Origin of the sequence: Amycolatopsis mongoliensis (genome assembly GCF_030285665.1) — a bacterium.
In the GTDB taxonomy this organism is placed as follows: domain Bacteria; phylum Actinomycetota; class Actinomycetes; order Mycobacteriales; family Pseudonocardiaceae; genus Amycolatopsis; species Amycolatopsis mongoliensis.
This window is the reverse complement of sequence record NZ_CP127295.1, coordinates 220,523-238,730: the sequence shown is the minus strand read 5'-3', so window position 1 is coordinate 238,730 and position 18,208 is coordinate 220,523. Positions and strand designations below refer to the sequence as shown.

At 72.2% G+C, this 18,208-nt stretch carries 16 protein-coding genes and 1 pseudogene; 9 read left to right on the top strand and 8 right to left on the bottom strand.

Going from position 1 to position 18,208, the window contains the following annotated elements:
- Positions 1-6: 6 nt before the first annotated feature.
- Complete coding sequence (locus QRX60_RS01150) at positions 7-1,215, bottom strand: anhydro-N-acetylmuramic acid kinase (protein ID WP_285998925.1); 1,209 nt, start codon at positions 1,213-1,215, stop codon at positions 7-9.
- Positions 1,216-1,354: 139 nt separating this feature from the next.
- Here QRX60_RS01150 and ftsY point away from each other — a divergent pair, with 139 nt between their 5' ends.
- A complete protein-coding gene (ftsY, locus tag QRX60_RS01145) occupies positions 1,355-2,632 on the top strand; it encodes a signal recognition particle-docking protein FtsY (protein ID WP_285998924.1) in 1,278 nt (425 codons plus the stop codon).
- On the opposite strand, the gene QRX60_RS01140 is transcribed toward ftsY, so the two are convergent.
- On the bottom strand, positions 2,629-3,117 hold the full coding sequence (locus QRX60_RS01140; RefSeq protein WP_285998923.1) for a hypothetical protein: 489 nt from the start codon (positions 3,115-3,117) through the stop codon (positions 2,629-2,631). The two genes, ftsY and QRX60_RS01140, sit on opposite strands and share 4 nt — an antisense overlap.
- Positions 3,118-3,263: 146 nt before the next feature.
- Between QRX60_RS01140 and QRX60_RS01135 the strand changes: the two genes are divergently transcribed.
- On the top strand, positions 3,264-3,764 hold the full coding sequence (locus QRX60_RS01135) for a GNAT family N-acetyltransferase (protein WP_285998922.1): 501 nt from the start codon (positions 3,264-3,266) through the stop codon (positions 3,762-3,764).
- On the opposite strand, the gene QRX60_RS01130 is transcribed toward QRX60_RS01135, so the two are convergent.
- The gene (locus QRX60_RS01130; protein ID WP_285998921.1) at positions 3,761-4,537 is read right to left on the bottom strand and encodes an IclR family transcriptional regulator; all 777 of its coding nucleotides are present in this window, start codon (positions 4,535-4,537) and stop codon (positions 3,761-3,763) included. The two genes, QRX60_RS01135 and QRX60_RS01130, sit on opposite strands and share 4 nt — an antisense overlap.
- 113 nt (positions 4,538-4,650) lie before the next feature.
- On the opposite strand from QRX60_RS01130, the gene aceB reads away from it, so the two are divergent.
- Both aceB and QRX60_RS01120 read left to right on the top strand, forming a co-directional pair.
- Entirely contained in the window at positions 4,651-6,228 is a 1,578-nt protein-coding gene (aceB, locus tag QRX60_RS01125) for a malate synthase A (protein ID WP_285998920.1), read from the top strand.
- Positions 6,228-7,414 (top strand): annotated as a pseudogene (locus QRX60_RS01120) (DUF6986 family protein). Before aceB ends, QRX60_RS01120 begins: the two are co-directional and overlap by 1 nt.
- Positions 7,415-7,455: 41 nt before the next feature.
- Here the strand turns inward: QRX60_RS01120 and QRX60_RS01115 are convergent.
- The gene (locus QRX60_RS01115; RefSeq protein WP_285998919.1) at positions 7,456-8,649 is read right to left on the bottom strand and encodes a DUF2786 domain-containing protein; all 1,194 of its coding nucleotides are present in this window, start codon (positions 8,647-8,649) and stop codon (positions 7,456-7,458) included.
- Between the two features lie 56 nt (positions 8,650-8,705).
- Here QRX60_RS01115 and QRX60_RS01110 point away from each other — a divergent pair, with 56 nt between their 5' ends.
- The gene (locus tag QRX60_RS01110) at positions 8,706-9,032 is read left to right on the top strand and encodes a DoxX family protein (protein ID WP_285998918.1); all 327 of its coding nucleotides are present in this window, start codon (positions 8,706-8,708) and stop codon (positions 9,030-9,032) included.
- Here QRX60_RS01110 and QRX60_RS01105 read toward each other — a convergent pair.
- Together QRX60_RS01105 and QRX60_RS01100 are read right to left on the bottom strand one after the other, a co-directional pair.
- Positions 9,029-9,517: a MarR family winged helix-turn-helix transcriptional regulator gene (locus tag QRX60_RS01105; protein ID WP_332845821.1), complete on the bottom strand. Its 489-nt coding sequence runs from the start codon at positions 9,515-9,517 to the stop codon at positions 9,029-9,031. The two genes, QRX60_RS01110 and QRX60_RS01105, sit on opposite strands and share 4 nt — an antisense overlap.
- 8 nt (positions 9,518-9,525) lie before the next feature.
- Positions 9,526-10,857 (bottom strand): PucR family transcriptional regulator, encoded by a 1,332-nt coding sequence (locus QRX60_RS01100; protein WP_285998917.1) that lies wholly within the window; start codon positions 10,855-10,857, stop codon positions 9,526-9,528.
- Between the two features lie 136 nt (positions 10,858-10,993).
- Between QRX60_RS01100 and QRX60_RS01095 the strand changes: the two genes are divergently transcribed.
- From QRX60_RS01095 to pucD, 4 genes are read left to right on the top strand one after another with little or no spacing between them, the layout of a single operon-like run.
- On the top strand, positions 10,994-11,857 hold the full coding sequence (locus QRX60_RS01095; RefSeq protein WP_285998916.1) for an FAD binding domain-containing protein: 864 nt from the start codon (positions 10,994-10,996) through the stop codon (positions 11,855-11,857).
- Positions 11,848-12,315: a (2Fe-2S)-binding protein gene (locus tag QRX60_RS01090; protein WP_285998915.1), complete on the top strand. Its 468-nt coding sequence runs from the start codon at positions 11,848-11,850 to the stop codon at positions 12,313-12,315. Before QRX60_RS01095 ends, QRX60_RS01090 begins: the two co-directional genes overlap by 10 nt.
- A complete protein-coding gene (locus tag QRX60_RS01085; RefSeq protein WP_285998914.1) occupies positions 12,312-13,652 on the top strand; it encodes an 8-oxoguanine deaminase in 1,341 nt (446 codons plus the stop codon). Before QRX60_RS01090 ends, QRX60_RS01085 begins: the two co-directional genes overlap by 4 nt.
- Positions 13,649-15,904, top strand: a complete 2,256-nt coding sequence (pucD, locus tag QRX60_RS01080) for a xanthine dehydrogenase subunit D (protein ID WP_285998913.1) — start codon at positions 13,649-13,651, stop codon at positions 15,902-15,904. The genes QRX60_RS01085 and pucD overlap by 4 nt, the downstream gene beginning before the upstream one ends.
- Position 15,905: 1 nt before the next feature.
- Here pucD and QRX60_RS01075 read toward each other — a convergent pair whose 3' ends face one another.
- Complete coding sequence (locus QRX60_RS01075) at positions 15,906-17,489, bottom strand: glycoside hydrolase family 27 protein (protein WP_285998912.1); 1,584 nt, start codon at positions 17,487-17,489, stop codon at positions 15,906-15,908.
- A gap of 115 nt (positions 17,490-17,604) precedes the next feature.
- Positions 17,605-18,183: a TetR/AcrR family transcriptional regulator gene (locus QRX60_RS01070; RefSeq protein ID WP_456298882.1), complete on the bottom strand. Its 579-nt coding sequence runs from the start codon at positions 18,181-18,183 to the stop codon at positions 17,605-17,607.
- Between the last annotated feature and the right edge of the window lie 25 nt (positions 18,184-18,208).

Here is an 18,208-nt window from a genome sequence, read left to right as displayed (position 1 = left end):
CTACTGTCATCCGGCCTTCTCCGCGACTCGCAACCGCGTCACGGTGCCCCCCAGCGGGGCGGGAAGGATCAGGGGCCCGGCACCGGGAACGAGCGCGCCGAGCAGGCGCGGCCCGCGGGCACCGGTCGCGGACGGCACCGTACCGGGCACGCCGCACCAGGTGAGCCAGCCGAGCAGCGCGGTGAGGTACGCCTCCTTGCCGGCGCCGGGCAGGCCGAGGTCGTCGCTGGTCTTGAGCACCGCCGAGGGCAGGTTCCGCGCCAGTGCCGCCAACAGGGCCGGGTTCGCGACGCCGCCGCCGGAGGCGATCACCGTCGTGACGCCGTGGCGCTTGCACTCGTCGGCGACGGTCACCGCGGTGAACTCGGTCAGCGTCGCCAGGAGGTCCGCGGGGTCGACCGGCGGCAGCCCGGCGAGGGCGGCGTCGAGGTAGGGCGCGTGGAAGTACTCCTTGCCGGTGGACTTCGGCGGCGCGGCGGTGAAGTACGGGTCGGCGAGCAGTCGCGCGAGCAGGTCGGAGCGCACCGACCCGCTGAGCGCGAGCCGGCCGTCGACGTCGCTGGGCCGCCCGGTGACGCGGTGGGCGGCGACGTCGAGCAGCGCGTTGGCGGGCCCGGTGTCGTAGGCGATCGCCGGCTCGCCGTCGGCGACCACGGTGATGTTCGCGATCCCACCGAGGTTCAGCGCGGCGACCGGGTGACCGGTGTCCTGGGCCAGCCCGCGCAGCCACAGCTGGTCGAACGTGCTCGCCAGGGGAGCGCCGTGGCCGCCCGCGGCGACGTCCCGGGCCCGCAGGTCGGCCAGCACCGGCAGCCCGGTGCGCTCGGCGATCCAGGCGGGCTGGCCGAGCTGCAGCGTGCCGCGGACGTGGCCGTCCTCGACCCAGTGGAACACCGTCTGGCCCAGCGAGGCGACGAGGTCCGCCCGGCCGCCGGCGAGCTCTTCGACGCCGCGGGCGGCCGCGTCGGCGAACGCCTGGCCGACGCCGGTGTCGAGTCGCGTCAGCTCGCCGGCGGTGCAGGAGCCCGGCGGCAACGCGGCGAGCAGGCCTTCGCGCAGCGGGTCCGGGTAGGGGACGTCGAGCTCGCCCAGCGGGGTCAGGACCACGGTGCCGTCTTCGGCGTGCAGGTCGGCGGCGGCCACGTCGATGCCGTCGACCGACGTGCCCGAAATCAGCCCGATCACCCGGAAGCCGTGGCTTGCGCGCATCCCCATCCGGAGGGGTTTAGTGCAGGCCTCCTGGTGGCGCAACCCGCGTGGTGAAGTCTTGGCCCAATCGGGATCTACATCGTTACGAATTGCCTGTGCGGACGGGGTGTCCGGGCCGCTGCGGTGCGGATGAAAGGATGGACGGGTGTCGAGCACCTGGTTCCTGTTCGTAGTCCTCGCCGTCGTCGTGCTGGTCGCCGTCCTGGTGGTCGGCCTGCTGGTCGCGCGCAAGCGCCGGATCAGCCTGGACGCCCGGCGCGAGGTCGAGGAGAAACCGAAGGGCGGCAGCTACGCGGCCAGCGGGGGCATCGCGCTCGCGCCCGGCGGCACGGCGGAGGCACCCGAGCACCCGGTCGAAGATCGGCCGGAGGTCGACGGCCAGCCCGCGGTGGGCGACGACGCCGCCGTGCCGCGCGACTCGCCGCAGCGCACGGTGCGCGACGTCAAGCTGCCCGAGGCCGAAGAACCCGCGGCCGTCGTCGAAGAGATCGACCCGGCGACCGGCCGCCTGGAGCGCCTGCGCGGCCGGCTGTCGAAGTCGCGGTCGGTGTTCGGCCAGAGCCTGCTCGGCCTGCTCGGCGCCGGTGACCTCGACGAAGACTCCTGGCAGGACGTCGAAGACACGCTGCTGATGGCCGACCTCGGCGCGGCGACCACGAACCACATCGTCGAGCGGTTGCGCGACGAGCTGTCCCGCCGTGCGGTGCGGAACCCCGCCGAGGCTCGCGAGGTGCTGCACGAGGTGCTGACGGCGGAGCTGTCCACCGACAGCGAGCGCGCGGTGCGGGCGCTGCCGCACATCGTCGACGGCAAGAAGCAGCCCGCGGTGGTCCTGGTGGCCGGCGTCAACGGCACGGGCAAGACGACGACCACGGGCAAGCTCGCCCGCGTCCTGGTGGCCCAGGACAAGACGGTGGTGCTGGGCGCGGCGGACACGTTCCGCGCGGCGGCGGCCGACCAGCTGCAGACGTGGGCCGAGCGCGTGGGCGCGGAGGTCGTCCGCGGCAAGGAGAGCTCCGACCCGGCGGCGGTGGCGTTCGACGCGGTCAAGCGCGGCGTGGACACGGGCGTGGACGCGGTCCTGGTCGACACGGCGGGCCGGCTGCACACGAAGACGGGCCTGATGGACGAGCTGGGCAAGGTCAAGCGCGTCGTGGAGAAGCTGGCGAAGGTCGACGAGGTCCTGCTCGTCCTGGACGCGACGACGGGCCAGAACGGCCTGATGCAGGCGCGCGTGTTCGCCGAGGTCATCGACGTGACGGGCATCGTGCTGACGAAGCTGGACGGCACCGCCAAGGGCGGCATCGTCTTCCAGGTCCAGCGTGAGCTGGGCGTGCCGGTGAAGCTCGTCGGGCTCGGTGAAGGGCCGGACGACCTGGCGCCGTTCGAGCCGGGCGCCTTCGTGGACGCCCTGCTCGGCTAGAGCCGGAAGAGCGGCGTCCCGTCCGCCTTGCGCAGGCCCAGCTGCAGCAGCACCGGTGCCGTCGGGCGCTGGACCGGGATGAGGAACGGCGACGTCCGGCGGGCCGCGACCGTCAGCCGGGACCAGCCGATGCCCTGCAGCGTCGGGCCGGAGCGGGTGCGCCGCTGCGGGTCGATCACCATGGCCGCCCCGAAGTAGCGGCCGCCCGGCACCGCGATGCGGGCGGTGTGGCCCAGCACGACCGAGAACACCGTGCCCGTGTGCCCGCCGTCCTCCTGCAGCGTGAGGATCACCGGCGTGCGCCCCTTGGTGGTGACGTGGTGGCGCACGCTGATCTCGACCGTCCCGGCGGGTGCCCCGGCTGGGCGCGGCCACGCGGGTGACTGCGGTGAGCCGTCGAGGGCGCGGTCGACGAGCCGGTCCAGCAGGTTCGAGGCGGCGCCCTGCGCGAGCCAGGCGAGTGCGCCGCCGGTGTGCGGGTCCATCGGCGGTCCCTCCGGCGAAAATCGGATGACGGGCGGCGGTGCGGCGGCGCACACTCCGGGCATGCCGGGTTGACGCACTTCCGCTCGTGCCCCTCCTCGTAGCAGACGCGCCAAAGCCGTCATTCGCTACGAAGAGAGGACCCATCATGACTGTCATCACCGGCGAGCGGGTGCGACTGCGCCCGATCGCCGCAACGGACCGCGCCCGGGTGCGCGAGATCCTGGCCACGCCGGAGGTCGCCCGCTGGTGGGGCGACCCGGACCACGAGACCGAAGGCCTGTACGCCGTCGAGGACGGGTACACGTGCTACGTGATCGAACTCGGCGGAGTGGTGGTCGGGCTGATCCAGAGCTGCGAGGAGCTGGAGCCGCAGTACCGCCACGCGGGCATCGACATCTCGGTGCACCCGGACTTCCACGGCCGCGGCATCGGCACGGACGCGCTCCGGGCGCTGGCCCGCCACCTGCTCGACGCCGGCCACCACCGCCTGACGATCGACCCGGCGGCGTCGAACGAGACGGCGATCCGGGTGTACACGAAGGTGGGATTCCGCCCGGTGGGGCTGATGCGCGACTACGAGCGCGCCCCGGACGGCACCTGGCACGACGGACTGTTGATGGACCTGCTGAAGGGTGAGCTGGCTTAGACGGTGACCGCCGACTGGGACAGGCTCGCGCCCAACGCGTCCGCCACCCGCTGCACCGCCGGGGCGATGTGTGCCACCGCTTCGGCGGTCAGCCGGCCCGACGGGCCGGACACCGACACCGCCGCCGGCACCGGCGCGCCCGGTACCGCCACCGCGACGCACCGCACACCCAGCTCCTGCTCCGCCTCGTCGAGCGCGTACCCCTGCGAAGCGATACGCGAAAGCTCGACGGCCAGGGCGTCCGCGTCGGTGAACGTGTGCTCGGTGTACGCCGGCATCCCGGTCCGCTCCAGCAACGCGCGGACGTCGGCCTCGGGCAGGTGGGCCAGCATCGCCTTGCCGACGCCGGTGCCGTGCGGCAGCAGCCGCCGCCCGACCTCGGTGAACATCCGCATCGAGTGCTTCGAGGGCACCTGGGCCACGTACACGACTTCGTCGCGCTCCAGGACCGCCAGGTTCGCCGTCTCGCCGACCTCCTCGACCAGCTCCGCCAGCAGCGGCCGCGCCCAGGCGCCGAACTGCATGCTCGCGTTCTCGCCGAGCCGGATCAGGCGCGCGCCCAGCGCGTAGCGGCGGTTGGTGTTCTGCCGCACATATCCGAGGTCGACCAGGGTGCGGATGAGCCGGTGGATCGTCGGCATCGGCAGCCCGGACAGCGTCGCGAGCTCGGACAGGCTGGCCTCCCCGCCGGTGTCCGCCAGGTGTTCCAGCAGCTCGAAGGCGCGCTGCAGGGACTGGACGCCGCCGTCGCGCCCGTTCTTCTCCGCTGCCACCGGTGGCCCTCCTTACGTTGGCGTTGAGGTTCCGCTATGCAGAAACTATAGTCCGGCTGGTAGAAAACCGTAGGGCCGTTATCCAAAGATCCGAACCTTCGAGGTGTTTCCCCATGTCTTCTGAAGTCCAGGTGCTGGGCGAGCCGGTCGAGCGCGGTGACGAGATCCTCACGCCCGAGGCGCTCGACTTCCTCGCCGGCCTGCACGACGCGTTCGCGGGCCGCCGCGACGAGCTGCTCCAGGCGCGCGGCAAGCGTCGTGAGGAGGCCCGGACCACCGGCAGGCTCGACTTCCTGCCGGAGACCAAGGAGATCCGCGAGGGGGACTGGCAGGTCGCCGGCGCGCCGCCCGCGCTGCGCGACCGGCGTGTCGAGATCACCGGGCCGACCAGCCGCAAGATGACCATCAACGCGCTCAACTCCGGCGCGAAGGTGTGGCTCGCCGACCTCGAGGACGCCAACACGCCGCACTGGGCGAACGTCGTGTCCGGCCAGGTCAACCTGTACGACGCCGTTCGCGAGACGATCACGCTCGAGAGCGGCGGCAAGAGCTACGCGCTCAAGGACGACGTCGAGCACGCGACGATCGTGGTCCGCCCGCGCGGCTGGCACCTGCCCGAGCGCGGCCTGTCCTTCGGCGGCCGCGAAGCCGTCGGTGCGCTCGTCGACTTCGGCCTGCACTTCTTCCACAACGCGGCCGAGCAGCTGAAGCGCGGCAAGGGCCCGTACTACTACCTGCCGAAGATGGAGAGCCACCTCGAAGCGCGGCTCTGGAACGACGTCTTCACCCACTCGGAGAAGGCGCTCGGCATCGAGCACGGCACCGTCCGCGCCACCGTGCTGATCGAGACCATCCCGGCCGCGTTCGAGATGGAGGAGATCCTCTACGAGCTGCGCGAGCACGCGTCGGGCCTCAACGCCGGCCGCTGGGACTACCTGTTCAGCGTGATCAAGTACTTCCGCGACGCGGGCGAGAAGTTCGTGCTGCCGGACCGCAACTCGGTCACCATGACCGCGCCGTTCATGCGCGCCTACACCGAGCTGCTGGTGCGCACCTGCCACAAGCGCGGCGCTTTCGCGATCGGCGGCATGGCCGCGTTCATCCCGAGCAAGGACCCCGAGGTCAACGAGGGCGCGTTCAAGAAGGTCCACGACGACAAGGCGCGCGAGGCTGCGGACGGCTTCGACGGCTCCTGGGTCGCGCACCCCGGCATGGTCGCCCTCTGCAAGGAGGAGTTCGACAAGGTCCTCGGCGAGCGGCCGAACCAGCTCGAGCGCACCCGTGACGAGGTCAGCGTGACCGCCGACCAGCTGCTGGACGTCGCCTCGACGCCGGGCGGCGCGACGGCGGCCGGCCTGCGCGCCGCGGTCGACGTCGGCGTCCGCTACATCGCGTCCTGGCTGAGCGGCAACGGCGCGGCGGCGATCCACAACCTGATGGAGGACGCGGCGACGGCGGAGATCTCGCGTTCGCAGGTCTGGCAGTGGGTCAAGAACGGCACCACGCTGGACACCGGCGACGTCGTGACGTCGGAGCTGGTGCGCGGTGTGCTGACGGACGTCCGCGGCGAGCTGGCCCGCGAGCTCCCCGCCGACCGGCTGCTGCCGGCCGTCGAGCTGTTCGAGCAGGTCGCGCTGGCCGACGAGTTCCCGGACTTCCTGACGCTGCCCGCCTACGAGCGGATCAAGTAGTGCGTCTTCCCGAAGACGTCTACGCCGCCGCCGACGCGCGCCTGGCCGAGGCCGACGCGCGCGTCGCGGCGTCGTACCCGGGGAGCGGCCGGGGCGGCAGCCGGTGCACACGGTGTACGTGCCGGCGTCGCAGTACCGCACCCGCCTGGTCGCCGACTGGGGCAAGCAGGCGATGCGCGTGTTCATCGAGCACGCCGAGCTCCTCGGCGTCGACGCCGGCGGGTACGAACGCGTCCGCGCGAAGCTGCTGACCGAGCCCATCGAGGATCTGCGCATCGACTTCGAAGACGGCTTCGGCCGCGTGCCCGATGACGTCGAGGACGCGGCCGCGCGGGCGGCCGGCCAGACTCTGGCCACCACCGGTGGGACGCCGTTCTGCGGCATCCGCTTCAAGAGCTTCGAAGCGGCGACGCGCCGGCGGGGCATCCGCACCCTGGACCTTTTCCTGGGTGCGCTGCTCGAGAACGGGCCGCTGCCGCCCGGGTTCGTCGTCACGCTGCCGAAGGTGACGGCGGTCGAGCAGGTGTCGGTGGCCGCGGAAGTCCTGGCGCGCCTGGAATCCGCGTACGGCCTGCCCGAGAACACCCTGCGCTTCGAGGTCCAGATCGAAACCGCGCAGTCCATTGTGGACCTCGACGGGACGCTGTCGGTGGCGCGGATCGTGCAGGCCGCGTCGGGCCGGTGCACGGGCCTGCACTACGGGACGTACGACTACAGCGCGGGCCTGGGCATCGCGGCGGCGTACCAGAGCATGGAGCACCCGGCGGCGGACCTGGCGAAGGGCCTGATGCAGGTCGCGGCGGCGGGCACCGGCGTCCGGCTGTCGGACGGTTCGACCAACCGCCTGCCGGTCGGCGACGCGCTCCCGGACGCGTGGGCCGAGCACCTGCGGCTGGTCCGCCGGTCGCTGGAGCGCGGGTTCTACCAGGGCTGGGACCTGCACCCGCACCAGCTGCCGACGCGCTTCGCGGCGACGTACACGTTCTACCGCGAGGGGTTCCCGGCCGCGGTGGAGCGGCTGCGGGCGTATGCGGACAAGCAGGCCGGGGGTGTCCTGGACGAACCGGCGACGGCCCAGGCGCTGGCGGTGTACCTGCTGCGCGGCCTCGACTGCGGCGCGCTCGACGAGAGCGAGCTGCCGTTCGGGCGGCCGGAACTGGAGAAGTACGCGCTGCGGCTCGCCTGAGGGTCGTGAGTGGGAAACAGTGTTCTAACCCTGTTTCCCACTCACGACCCCGGCTCGTGAAGGCGGGCGCGGTCCGCGGCCGACCGTCCGGCGTGCCAGCCCTCGTGGCTGCGCACGGTCACCGATTTGCCCACCACCTGGGGAAAGAGCGTGGTGAAGGCCGCGTTCACCTTCAGCTCGTGCGACGCCAGCACCGGCAGCAGCCGGTCCGCGTCGGGCGTGGCCGTGAGCGTGACCGCGGCGGCCTTTTCCAGGCGCTCGCCGATCCGGGTGGCGTAGGAGACGAGGAACGACTTCCGGAACGCCCGGTCCCGGCCGGCCGGGTCGGTGATCATCGCCCGCGTCGCCTGGACGAGCAGGGACGTCGTCAGCAATGTGACGGAGTCCAGGTCGTCCTCGTCGCCGACCACGGTGACGAAGTCCCAGCGCGGGTCGAAGACGGCCCGGCAGCGGTTCGCCTTCGCGACCACGTGGACCAGCAGCGACTTGGCGTCGACGTACGGGGTCTCGAGCCAGATCCGGCGCGACGCGGGCACGTCGTGCCCGGCCTCGCCGGCCTCGACCAGCACCCGGTCGAAGGCGTACCGGGTCATGAGCTCCTGCGCTTTCGCCGAGAGAGCTTCGGCCTCCTCCGGGAACGAGCTCGACTCGGCTTTCGCCAGCAGTGCGCGGACCCGGCTCAGCTTCTTCTCGTCGACGGCGTGGTGCGCCGGGCGAGCCGGCGTCGCAGTTCCCGGCGGGGTCAGCGCCGGCAGGGTCATCAGGAAGCCCAGGGCTTCGATGACGGAGGTCAGCGCCTCGGCCGGGGTCAGGATGTGCTTCGCCGCCCACTGCGGCAGGTGCGGTTCGGACTCCGTCCACCAGCGGACGGCGCCCACCTCATCGAGCTGGTCCTGCCGGCCTGGGAACTGCTCTCCGTACGCGGCCAGGGCGTCGAGCACGAAGGACCGGGCGAACTCGTCGACGCGCCGCCGGGCCGCCTGCTGGAGGTCTTCGGGCAGCCAGCCGCCCCGGCAGACGCGGGCGATCAGGTGCTGCCCGGCGCGGTGGGCACCTTCGGCCGCCTCGGCGGGCAGTTCGAGGTCCGGCGCCAGCCGGTTCGCGCTTTTCCCGGCCGCACCCCGGACTCCCCGCGCGACCTCGGAGGCCGCGGCCAGCAGGGCGTCGCCGAATTCTTCGGCGGTCCGAGGCCGCGCGGTCTCTTCGGCCGGAACGCGCCGCTTCTGCTTGCCCACGGGGCGAGTGTGCCGCAGCCCGGTCACCTTCCCGGCGGCCGCCCCGTCGGAAAGGCATGCACACCGCCGTCGTCCTCACCGTGATCGTCCTGAACGCCGGAATCGGCATCGCCGACCTGGTCAAGGCGCCGTTCGTCCTGGCCACCTCGAAAGCCGTCGACGTCCCGCCGAGCTGGCTGCCCCTGCTCGGCACCCTCAAGCTCGCCGGCGCGGCGGGCCTCACACTGGGCTTGCTCGGCGTGCCCGTCCTGGGGGTCGCCGCCGGGATCGGCCTGGTCCTGTTCTACGTGGGCGCGATCGTCGCGCACCTGAAAGCCCGCAAGTTCGCCACCGGCGCCGCTCCGCTGCTCTTCCTCGGGCTGGCCGCGGCGACGCTGCTTTAACGCAGCCGCGGGAGAGCGTCCCGCGCGAAGTGGCTCAACGTCCGCAGGTCCTCGGCGAACCGCTCGTGGTGCTCGGGCGGCAACGGCCGGAAGAAGAACTGCTCGATGTTCTCCACGTGCAGCCGGCTCGCCCGCACCGTGGTCTCTTCGCCCAGCGAAGTCAGCCGCACGAGCTGGACGCGCCGGTCGCGCGGGGACGCCGTCCGCGTCACCAGGCCCAGCGATTCCATCCGGTCGACCAGCCGGGTCGCCCCGCCGGTCGTGAGCACCTGCTCCTGCGCGATCGAGCGCATGGTCAACCCGTCCGCACCCGCGCGGCCGACGATCAGCAGCACCTCGTACATCAGGTGCGTGACCCCGCATTCGCGTTCCAGCGCCCGCCCGAGCAGGTACTCGAGCCGGTTCGCCGCGCCCTGCAGCCGCCCGAAGGCCAGCACGCGCGGGTCGTGCCCCGCCTGCCGGGCCGAAGTGATTTCGGGTTCCACGCCGCCCATCATCCTGCCTGGTCCCCGGCGCGCAAGGCGAGGTAGACGTCGAGCTGGTCGGTGAACTCCGTCAGGTCCGCGCCGAGCAGCTCGCCCGCCCGGCCGATGCGGTAGCGCAGCGTGTTGACGTGGACGTGCAGCGCCTTCGCCGCCCGGGTCGGCGACCCCGAGCACTCCAGGAACACCCGCACCGTGTGCACGAGGTCCGTGTGCTGCTCGGCGTCGTACTCGAGCAGCGGCCCGAGCACCCGGCGGCGCAGCGCGGCGCGCAGCCCGTCCGGGGCGCCGGCCACCAGCAGCCGGTGCACGTCCACCTCGCCGGCCGGGACCACCGAGACGCGGCCCGGGCGCCGGGCCGCCACCGCGAGCGCGTACGCCGCGACGTCCCGCGCCTCGTCGCGGGGCGCGGGATCGCCGACACCGCAGAGGATCCGCGACGCGCGGAGCAGCGGCTCCACAGTGGACAGCTCGGTGGTGGACGGCACCAGGGCGGTCGCCGCGTACGACGTGTCGCCGACGGACTCGAGCAGACGCCCGTCCGGCAGCAGCTCGCGCAGGACGTCCCGGCTCTCGTCGCTGCCTTCGGTCCGCAACGCGACGACGCGCGCCTCGCCGGGCACCTCGGCCTCGGGGGCGGCCGCCCGCGCCCGCGTGACTCCCACGAGTCCGGCGAGCTCTTCGGCCAGCTCCGCCTGCGCCGTGCTCAGCGGGCCGCCGGCGGCGACCAGCCACGGCACGGCGTGCCGTCCTTCGACCGGGACCACCGTCAGTGGCCCGGACTCCTTGGCCGCGTACCGGCGGACGACCTCCGCCGCCGGCACCGGCAGCGGGGAAGCCCCGGCGACCACCCGGCCGAGGCCCGACAGCACCCAGCACGGCAGCCCGAGCTCCGCCGACGCGCTCTCCAGCAACGTCTCCACGGGCGCGTCCGCGGCGGCCTGCAAACGTTTGCGCGCGCTCTCGGAGGCAGCCGCGAGCGCCAGCACCACCTGCTCGGTGATCACCGAGAACGACAGGTCGGCGGGCACTTCCAGGAGCGGCATCCGGTGCCGCTCGCAGGCCTCGACGACGTCGCCGGGGATGTCGCCGGAGTCGGCGCCGGAGGCGGCCAGCGCCGCCGCGCCCGCCCGGGCCAGCGCGGCCACGAACGGCTCGGCGTCGCCCGGGCGCCGCCACCAGAGCAGGCCGGACAGCACCAGCTCACCGGCCGACAGGTACCGTCCGGGATCGGGCAGTTCCGTGACGTAGATGCGGGTCACGGGCCGGTCGAGCAGGTCGGCTCCGGCCCGTGGGCGCAGCCGCAGCCCCGGCAGGCCCAGCAGAGTTTTCACGGTCGTCATCAGGCTTGTAGGAAAGCACAAACGCGCGGGGTTTCGCTCCTGTGCGTTTCATGCTCGGTGCCGTTGCCGCCCGTGGTCCCTTCGGCGTCTACTGGTCTATCGCCCTCACGAAGGGCGCCGTCACGAAGGAGCGAGAGTGGAGTTCCTGCGTCCCGCGACGCTCGCCGAGGCCCTGGCCCTCAAGGCCGAACGGCCCGGCGCCGTGCCGATCGCCGGCGGCACCGACGTCATGGTCGAGCTGAACTTCGACCACCGGCGTCCCGAAGCCCTGCTCGACCTGACCACGGTCCCCGAGCTGACGGAGTGGTCCACATCGGACGGCACCGTCCGGCTCGGCGCCGGCGTCCCCTACACCCGCGTCATCGCCGATCTGGGTGAATCCGTCCCGGCGCTGGCCATGGCCTCGCGCACGGTCGGGTCGCCCCAGATCCGCAACCGCGGCACGGTCGGCGGCAACCTCGGCGCCGCGTCCCCGGCCGGCGACACGCACCCGGTGCTGCTCGCCCTGGACGCGCGGATCGAGGTGGCCTCCGTCCGGGGGACCCGGATCCTCCGCGCGGAGGAGTTCTACGTCGGCGTGAAACGGCACGCGCTCGACCCGGACGAGCTGATCACCGCCGTCCACCTGCCCGCGCACGCCGGGCCGCAGCAGTTCGCCAAGGTCGGCACGCGCAACGCGATGGTCATCGCGGTCTGCTCCTTCGCACTGGCCCTGCGCGACGGCCGGGCGGGCGCCGCGATCGGGTCCGCCGCGCCGACCCCGCGCCGCGCTCGCGCCGCCGAAGAGTTCCTGGCCGCCGAACTGCCGTGGGGCTCGCCGGACGCGGTGCCGGACTCCCTGAAGCGCCGCTTCGGCGAGCTGGTGGCCGAAGCGACGTCGCCGATCGACGACGTCCGCGGCAGCGCCGCGTACCGCAAGCACGCGCTGTCGGTGCTCGCACGGCGTACGTTGACGTGGGCCTGGGACGAACACCGGACGGGGGAGCGGGCATGCGCCTGAATGTCACGATCAACGGCGAGCAGCGGCAGGCCGACGACGTCTGGGAGGGCGAGAGCCTGCTCTACGTACTGCGGGAGCGCCTCGGCCTCCCCGGTTCGAAGAACGCCTGTGAGCAGGGGGAATGCGGCTCCTGCACGGTCTACCTCGACGACGTCCCGGTGTGCGCCTGCCTGGTCGCGGCCGGGCAGGCCGAGGGCCGGACAGTGCGCACGGTCGAGGGCCTGGCCGACGGCGACACGCTCGACCCGCTCCAGCAGTCCTTTGTGGACGCGGGCGCGGTGCAGTGCGGCTTCTGCACGCCGGGCCTGGTCGTCGCCGCGCACGACCTGCTGAACCGCGTACCCGATCCGAGCGACGAGGAGATCCGCGAAGCACTCGCCGGGAACCTGTGCCGCTGCACCGGCTACGAGAAGATCCTCGACGCGGTGCGCGCGGTCGCGAAGGGTGGTGTCGCGTGAGGACGCTCATCACCGGCGGGGCGATCGCCACCGTCAGCGGCGAGGAGTACGCCAGCGGGCACGTCGTCGTCGAGAACGACCGCATCGCCGAGGTCGGCGAAGGCGTCTACACGGGCGAGTTCGACGAGCGCGTCGACGCGTCGGGCTGCCTGGTCACGCCCGGCCTGATCAACACCCACCACCACCTCTACCAGTGGGCCACCCGCGGGATGGCCGCCGACCACACGCTCTTCGAGTGGCTGGTCGCGCTCTACCCGGTCTGGGGCCGGCTCGACGCGGAGATCACGCACGCCGCGGGCACGGCCGGGATGGCCCGGCTGGCGCTGACCGGCTGCACGACCGTCGCCGACCACCACTACGTCTTCCCGCGCGACGGCGGCGACCAGGTCGCGGCGCTGGCCGCGGCCCGCCAGCGGATCGGCGTCCGGCTGCACGTCGTGCGCGGGTCGATGGACCGCGGCGAGTCCGACGGCGGCCTGCCGCCGGACAACCTCGTCGAGTCGACCGAGGAGGCGCTGACCGGCACCGAAGCCGCGATCGGCCGCTTCCACGACGACTCGGCCGGGGCGCACCTGCAGATCGCCGTCGGCCCGTGCTCGCCGTTCTCGGTCACCGAACGCCTGATGTCCGGCGCGGCCGAGCTGGCCCGCCGCACGGGCGTCCGCCTGCACACCCACCTCGCCGAGACCCTCGACGAGGAGCAGCAGTGCCTCGCCGAGGTGGGCTGCACGCCCGCCGAGTACGCCGACAAGCTCGGCTGGCTCGCCGACGACGTCTGGCTCGCGCACACCATCCACCTCGCGCCCGACGCCATCCGCCGCTTCGGCGCGACCGGCACCGGTTCGGCGCACTGCCCGACGTCCAACGGCCGGATCGGCGCGGGCATCGCCCCGGTCCGCGACCTGCTCGACGCGGGTGTCCCGGTCGGGCTCGGCGCCGACGGGGCCGCGTCCAACGAGTCCGGCGGCCTCGGCGAAGAGCTGCACCAGGCGTTGCTGCAGGCCCGCCAGCGCGGCGGCCCGCGCGGGCTGACCACGCGGGAAGCGTTGTGGATGGGCACGATGGGGGGCGCGCGCTGCCTCGGCCGCGCGGACGACCTGGGGTCGATCGAGCCCGGAAAGCTCGCCGACCTCGCCGTCTGGGACCTGTCCGGCCTGAACTACGCCGGCATCACCGACCCGGTCGCGGCGCTGGTGCTGGGCACGACGCCGCCGGTGCGCCGGCTGTTCGTCGGCGGCAAGGCCGTCGTCGAGGACGGCACGCTGCGCGAGGCGGACGAGTCCGAGATCGCCGGCGAGCTGTCCGCGGCGAGCGCCCGGCTGAGGGAGGCCCGATGACCACCACCGTCGGCACCCGGACGGGCGGCGGCGTCGGCACGTCGCCGCAGCGCCCGGACGGCATCGTGAAGGTCCGCGGCGAGTTCGCGTACTCCTCGGACCTGTGGCACGAGGACATGGTGTGGGGCGTGACCCTGCGCAGCCCGCACCCGTACGCGCGGATCACGGCGATCGACATCACCGAAGCCTTGAAAGTGCCCGGCGTCTATGCGGTGCTGACGCACGAGGACGTCCCCGGCGTCAACCGCTACGGCCTGGAGCACTCCGACCAGCCGGTGCTCGCCTCCGAAGTCGTGCGGTACCAAGGCGAGCCGGTGGCGCTGGTCGCCGCCGACCACCCGGAGACCGCGCGCCGCGCGATGAAGCGGATCACCGTCACCTACGAAGAGCTTTCTCCGGTGACGGACTCCGAAGCAGCCGTCGCGGGCGAAGGTGCTTCGCTGCACGACGGTGGCAACGTCGTCCGGCACGTGAAGATCCGCCGCGGTCCTCAGGACGTCTCGGCCGACGTCGTCGTCTCGGACGTTTACGAGGTCGGCATGCAGGACCAGGCGTTCCTCGGGCCGGAGTCGGGGCTCGCCGTGCCGGACACCGAAGGCGGCGTCGACCTGTACGTCGCGACTCAGTGGCTGCACGTCGACCAGCAGCAGATCGTCGCCGCGCTGGGCCTGCCGGCCGAGAAGGTGCGGCTGACCCTCGGCGGCGTCGGGGGAGCGTTCGGCGGGCGCGAGGACCTGTCGATGCAGGTGCACGCGTGCCTCCTCGCGCTGCACACCGGCAAGCCGGTGAAGATGGTCTACAACCGCGAAGAGTCCTTCTACGGCCACGTCCACCGGCACCCGGCGAAGATGTACTACGAGCACGGCGCCACTCGCGACGGCCGGCTCGTGTACGTGCGCACGCGCTTGTACCTCGACGGCGGAGCGTACGCGTCCTCGACGGGTGCCGTGGTGGCGAACGCCGCGACGCTCGGCGTCGGGCCGTACACAGTGGACAGTGTGTCGGTCGACTGCTGGGGCACCTACACGAACAACCCGCCGTGCGGCGCGATGCGCGGCTTCGGCGCGGTGCAGGCGGCGTTCGGCTACGAGTCGCAGATGGACAAGCTCGCTGCCGCCTGCGGCTTGGACCCGGTCGAGATCCGCGTCCGCAACGCGATGACCGAGGGCGACCTGATGCCGACCGGGCAGGTCGTCGACTCCGCCGCGCCCGTCGCGGAGCTGCTGGGGCTGGTCCGGGACAAGCCGATGCCGCCGGAGCGGCCGTTCGACCTGCGGCACATGCCGGGCGGCGTCTCGAACACGACGCACGGCGAAGGCGTCGTCCGCGGGGTCGGGTACGCCGTGGGCATCAAGAACGTCTGCTTCTCCGAAGGCTTCGACGACTACTCGACGGCGAGGGTGCGCCTGCAGCTGGTCGGCGGCGAGCCGGCGGCCACGGTGCACACCGCGGCCTGCGAGGTCGGCCAGGGCCTGGTGACGATCATGCAGCAGATCGTGCGGACCGAGCTGGGCGTCGAGCAGGTGACGATCCTGCCGATGGACACCTCGATCGGCAACGGCGGCTCGACGTCGGCGTCGCGCCAGACCTACGTCACCGGCGGCGCCGTGCAAGCCGCCTGCGTGGCGGTGCGGGCGCGGCTGCTTTCCCGGTTCGACCGGAAGGTGCGCGTCGAGGGCGGCAAGCTCGTCGCGGCCGACGGCCAGGTGCTCGCCGACCTGGTGGACGTCCTCGGTGACGACGTCTACGACGAAACCGTGGAGTGGCGGCACCGGCCCACTTCCGCACTGGATCCGGAAACCGGCCAGGGCACCGCCCACGTGCAGTACGCGTTCGCCGCGCACCGGGCAGTCGTCGACGTCGACACCGAGCTGGGATTGGTCAAGGTGGTCGCACTGGACTGCGCCCAGGACGTCGGCAAGGCGCTGAACCCCCAGGCCGTGCTGGGCCAGATCCAGGGTGGTTCGGCGCAGGGCCTCGGGCTGGCGGTGATGGAGGAGATCCAGACCTCCGGCGGGAAGATCCGGAACCCCTCCTTCACCGACTACCTGATCCCGACGGTCCTGGACATGCCGCCGATGAGCATCGACGTCCTGGAACGCCCGGACCCGCACGCGCCGTACGGCCTGCGCGGGGTCGGCGAGCCCCCGACGATCTCGTCGACCCCGGCGATCGTGGCCGCGATCCGGGCCGCGACCGGGCTCGCGCTCACGCGCGTCCCGGTGCGGCCGGAGCACCTCACGGACACCTGAGCTACCTGAGCTGCCAGTTCTGGTTGGCGTCGTCGTTGCAGCCCCAGAGCTCGAGCTGGACGCCGTTGACGTTGCCGGCGGGCTTGTCGCCGCCGGTGACGTCGACGCACAGGCCGGTCTGCGTGCCGGTGATCGAGCCGTCCGGGTTGAGCTTGAACTTCTGGTTCGCGCCGCCGTGACAGGTCCAGGCGATGAGCTGGGTGCCTGCGGTGGTGCCGCCCTCGTTGGCGTCGAGGCAGAGGCCGTTGGCGGCTTTGAGTTCGCCGGCGCTGGTGAACGTCCAGGACTGGTTCGGGCCGCCGTCGCAGTCCCAGATGTCGACCTTGGTGCCGGGCGTGGTGACGTTGCCGTTGATGTCGATGCAGCGTGACGACGACGCACCCGGCAGCGGGTGGGCGGTGTCGATGCTGCTGCCGCTCGCGTTGGCCTTGACGCGGTAGACGACCGTGCTGTGCGACGGGACGTTCGCGCTGATCGTGCCGGTGCTCGTGGTCAGCTCCTTGGACCAGAGGTTGGTCAGCCGGTAGTTCGACGCGGCGGGCAGCCCGGCCGCGGCGGCCGTCGTCGAGACGGTCTTCGTGGTGCCGTTCTCGTTGAACAGCACGACGGCGACGTCCCCGCCCTGGAGCGGCTTCGCCAAGACATCCAGGCCGCCGCTCGACGAGATCCGCGTGGCCTGCTTGCCGAGCGGGTCCTGGTCGACGGCGATGACGTCGCCGTTGAGGTAGGTCGAGAAGGTGGCGACGCTGGCGGAGCGCAGGTCGGCGCCCGCGATCAGGGGCGCGGCCATCGCGGCCCAGAGCGTGAAGTGGGCGCGGTCCTCCTGGAAGTCCATGCCGTCGCCGACCTCGAGCATGTCGGGGTCGTTCCAGGCACCGGGCTTCGCGGCGGACGCGAGTCCGACGTTCTGGTGGTAGATCGAGTCGATGCTGCCCCAGTTGTTGGTGATGTCCCCGGTGGTGCGCCACAGGTTGCCGACGTCGGGGGCCCAGGTCGAGGGGGAGAAGTTGCCCCACTCGCAGATGCTGTAGGCGATCGGGCGGCCGGTGGCCTTCAGCGCGTCGCGCATGGCGGAGTAGCGGCGGACGTAGTCCTGCTGGGTTTCGCCGGCGGGGCTGCCGCAGTTGTCGTACTTGAGGTAGTCGACCCCCCAGCTCGCGAAGCTGTTCGCGTCGGTCTGCTCGTGGCCGAGGCTGCCGGGGTAGTGCTGGCAGGTTTCGGTGCCGGCGCTCTCGTAGATGCCGAACTTCATCCCGTGCGCGTGGATGTAGTCACCGAGGGCCTTGAGGCCGCTGGGGAACTTCGCGGGGTCGGCGACGAGGTTGCCGGCGGCGTCGCGGCTGTGCGTCATCCAGCAGTCGTCGAGGTTGACGTAGGTGTAGCCGCGGTCGCGCATCCCGGAGCTGACCATGAGGTCGGTGGTCTGCTTGACCAGGGTTTCGTTGATGTCGCACTCGAAGGTGTTCCAGGTGTTCCACCCCATCGGGGGTGTTCGGGCGAGCCCGTTTTCGAGGGCTTCCGCGGACGGGTTCACCAGCCCGGCGGCGGCGACGGCGGTGGCGAGGACAGCGAGGAATCGGCGCATGGCGGCTCCAACCGAACGACGGTGTTGAAGGCAGGAGGACTAGACCACTGCGTAGCTTCGATGTCCGATGCTGCGCGGTCAAGCGCCATGTTGAGTATTCTTGTTGGATTCCCGACTAAAGTTGCTCGTCCTGGAGCCGCCTGGCGATGTCCACGCTGGTCGCGCCCGCGACGGCCATGGCCTCGGTGTCCCGGAGCGCGCGGCAGAGGACGAACGCGCCTTCGAGGCTGTTGACGACGGAGATGGTGAGCGTCCGGGCGGCCTCCCGGCTGAGCCCGAACTTCGCGAACTTCTCGGTCCCGGCTTCGATCCACGCGGTGAAGACGTCCGCGGTGGCTTCCCGCAGCGGCTCGTTGGTGCTGGCGACCTCGAGCGCGACGGTCGCGATCGGGCAGCCTTCGACGTAGTCGGTGGCTTCGAGCGTCGCGATCCCGGCGGCGAAGAAGGCCTCGATCCCGCTGACGAGGTCGGGTGCGGGCGCGATGAAGAGGTCGAAGAGCTGGATGTAGGCGAGCCCGGAGGTGCGGATGACCTCCTGGCCGAGCTGCTCCTTGCCGCCGGGGAAGAAGTGGTAGAGCGACCCGAAGGGAGCGTTCGCCTCGGTGACGATCTGCTTCAGCCCGGTGCCGCTGTAGCCGTTGCGCCGGAACAGTTCCGCGCCGGCGGCCATGATGCGTTCCTTGGTCCCTGCCACGACGCCACGATACGCCCGGATCGGT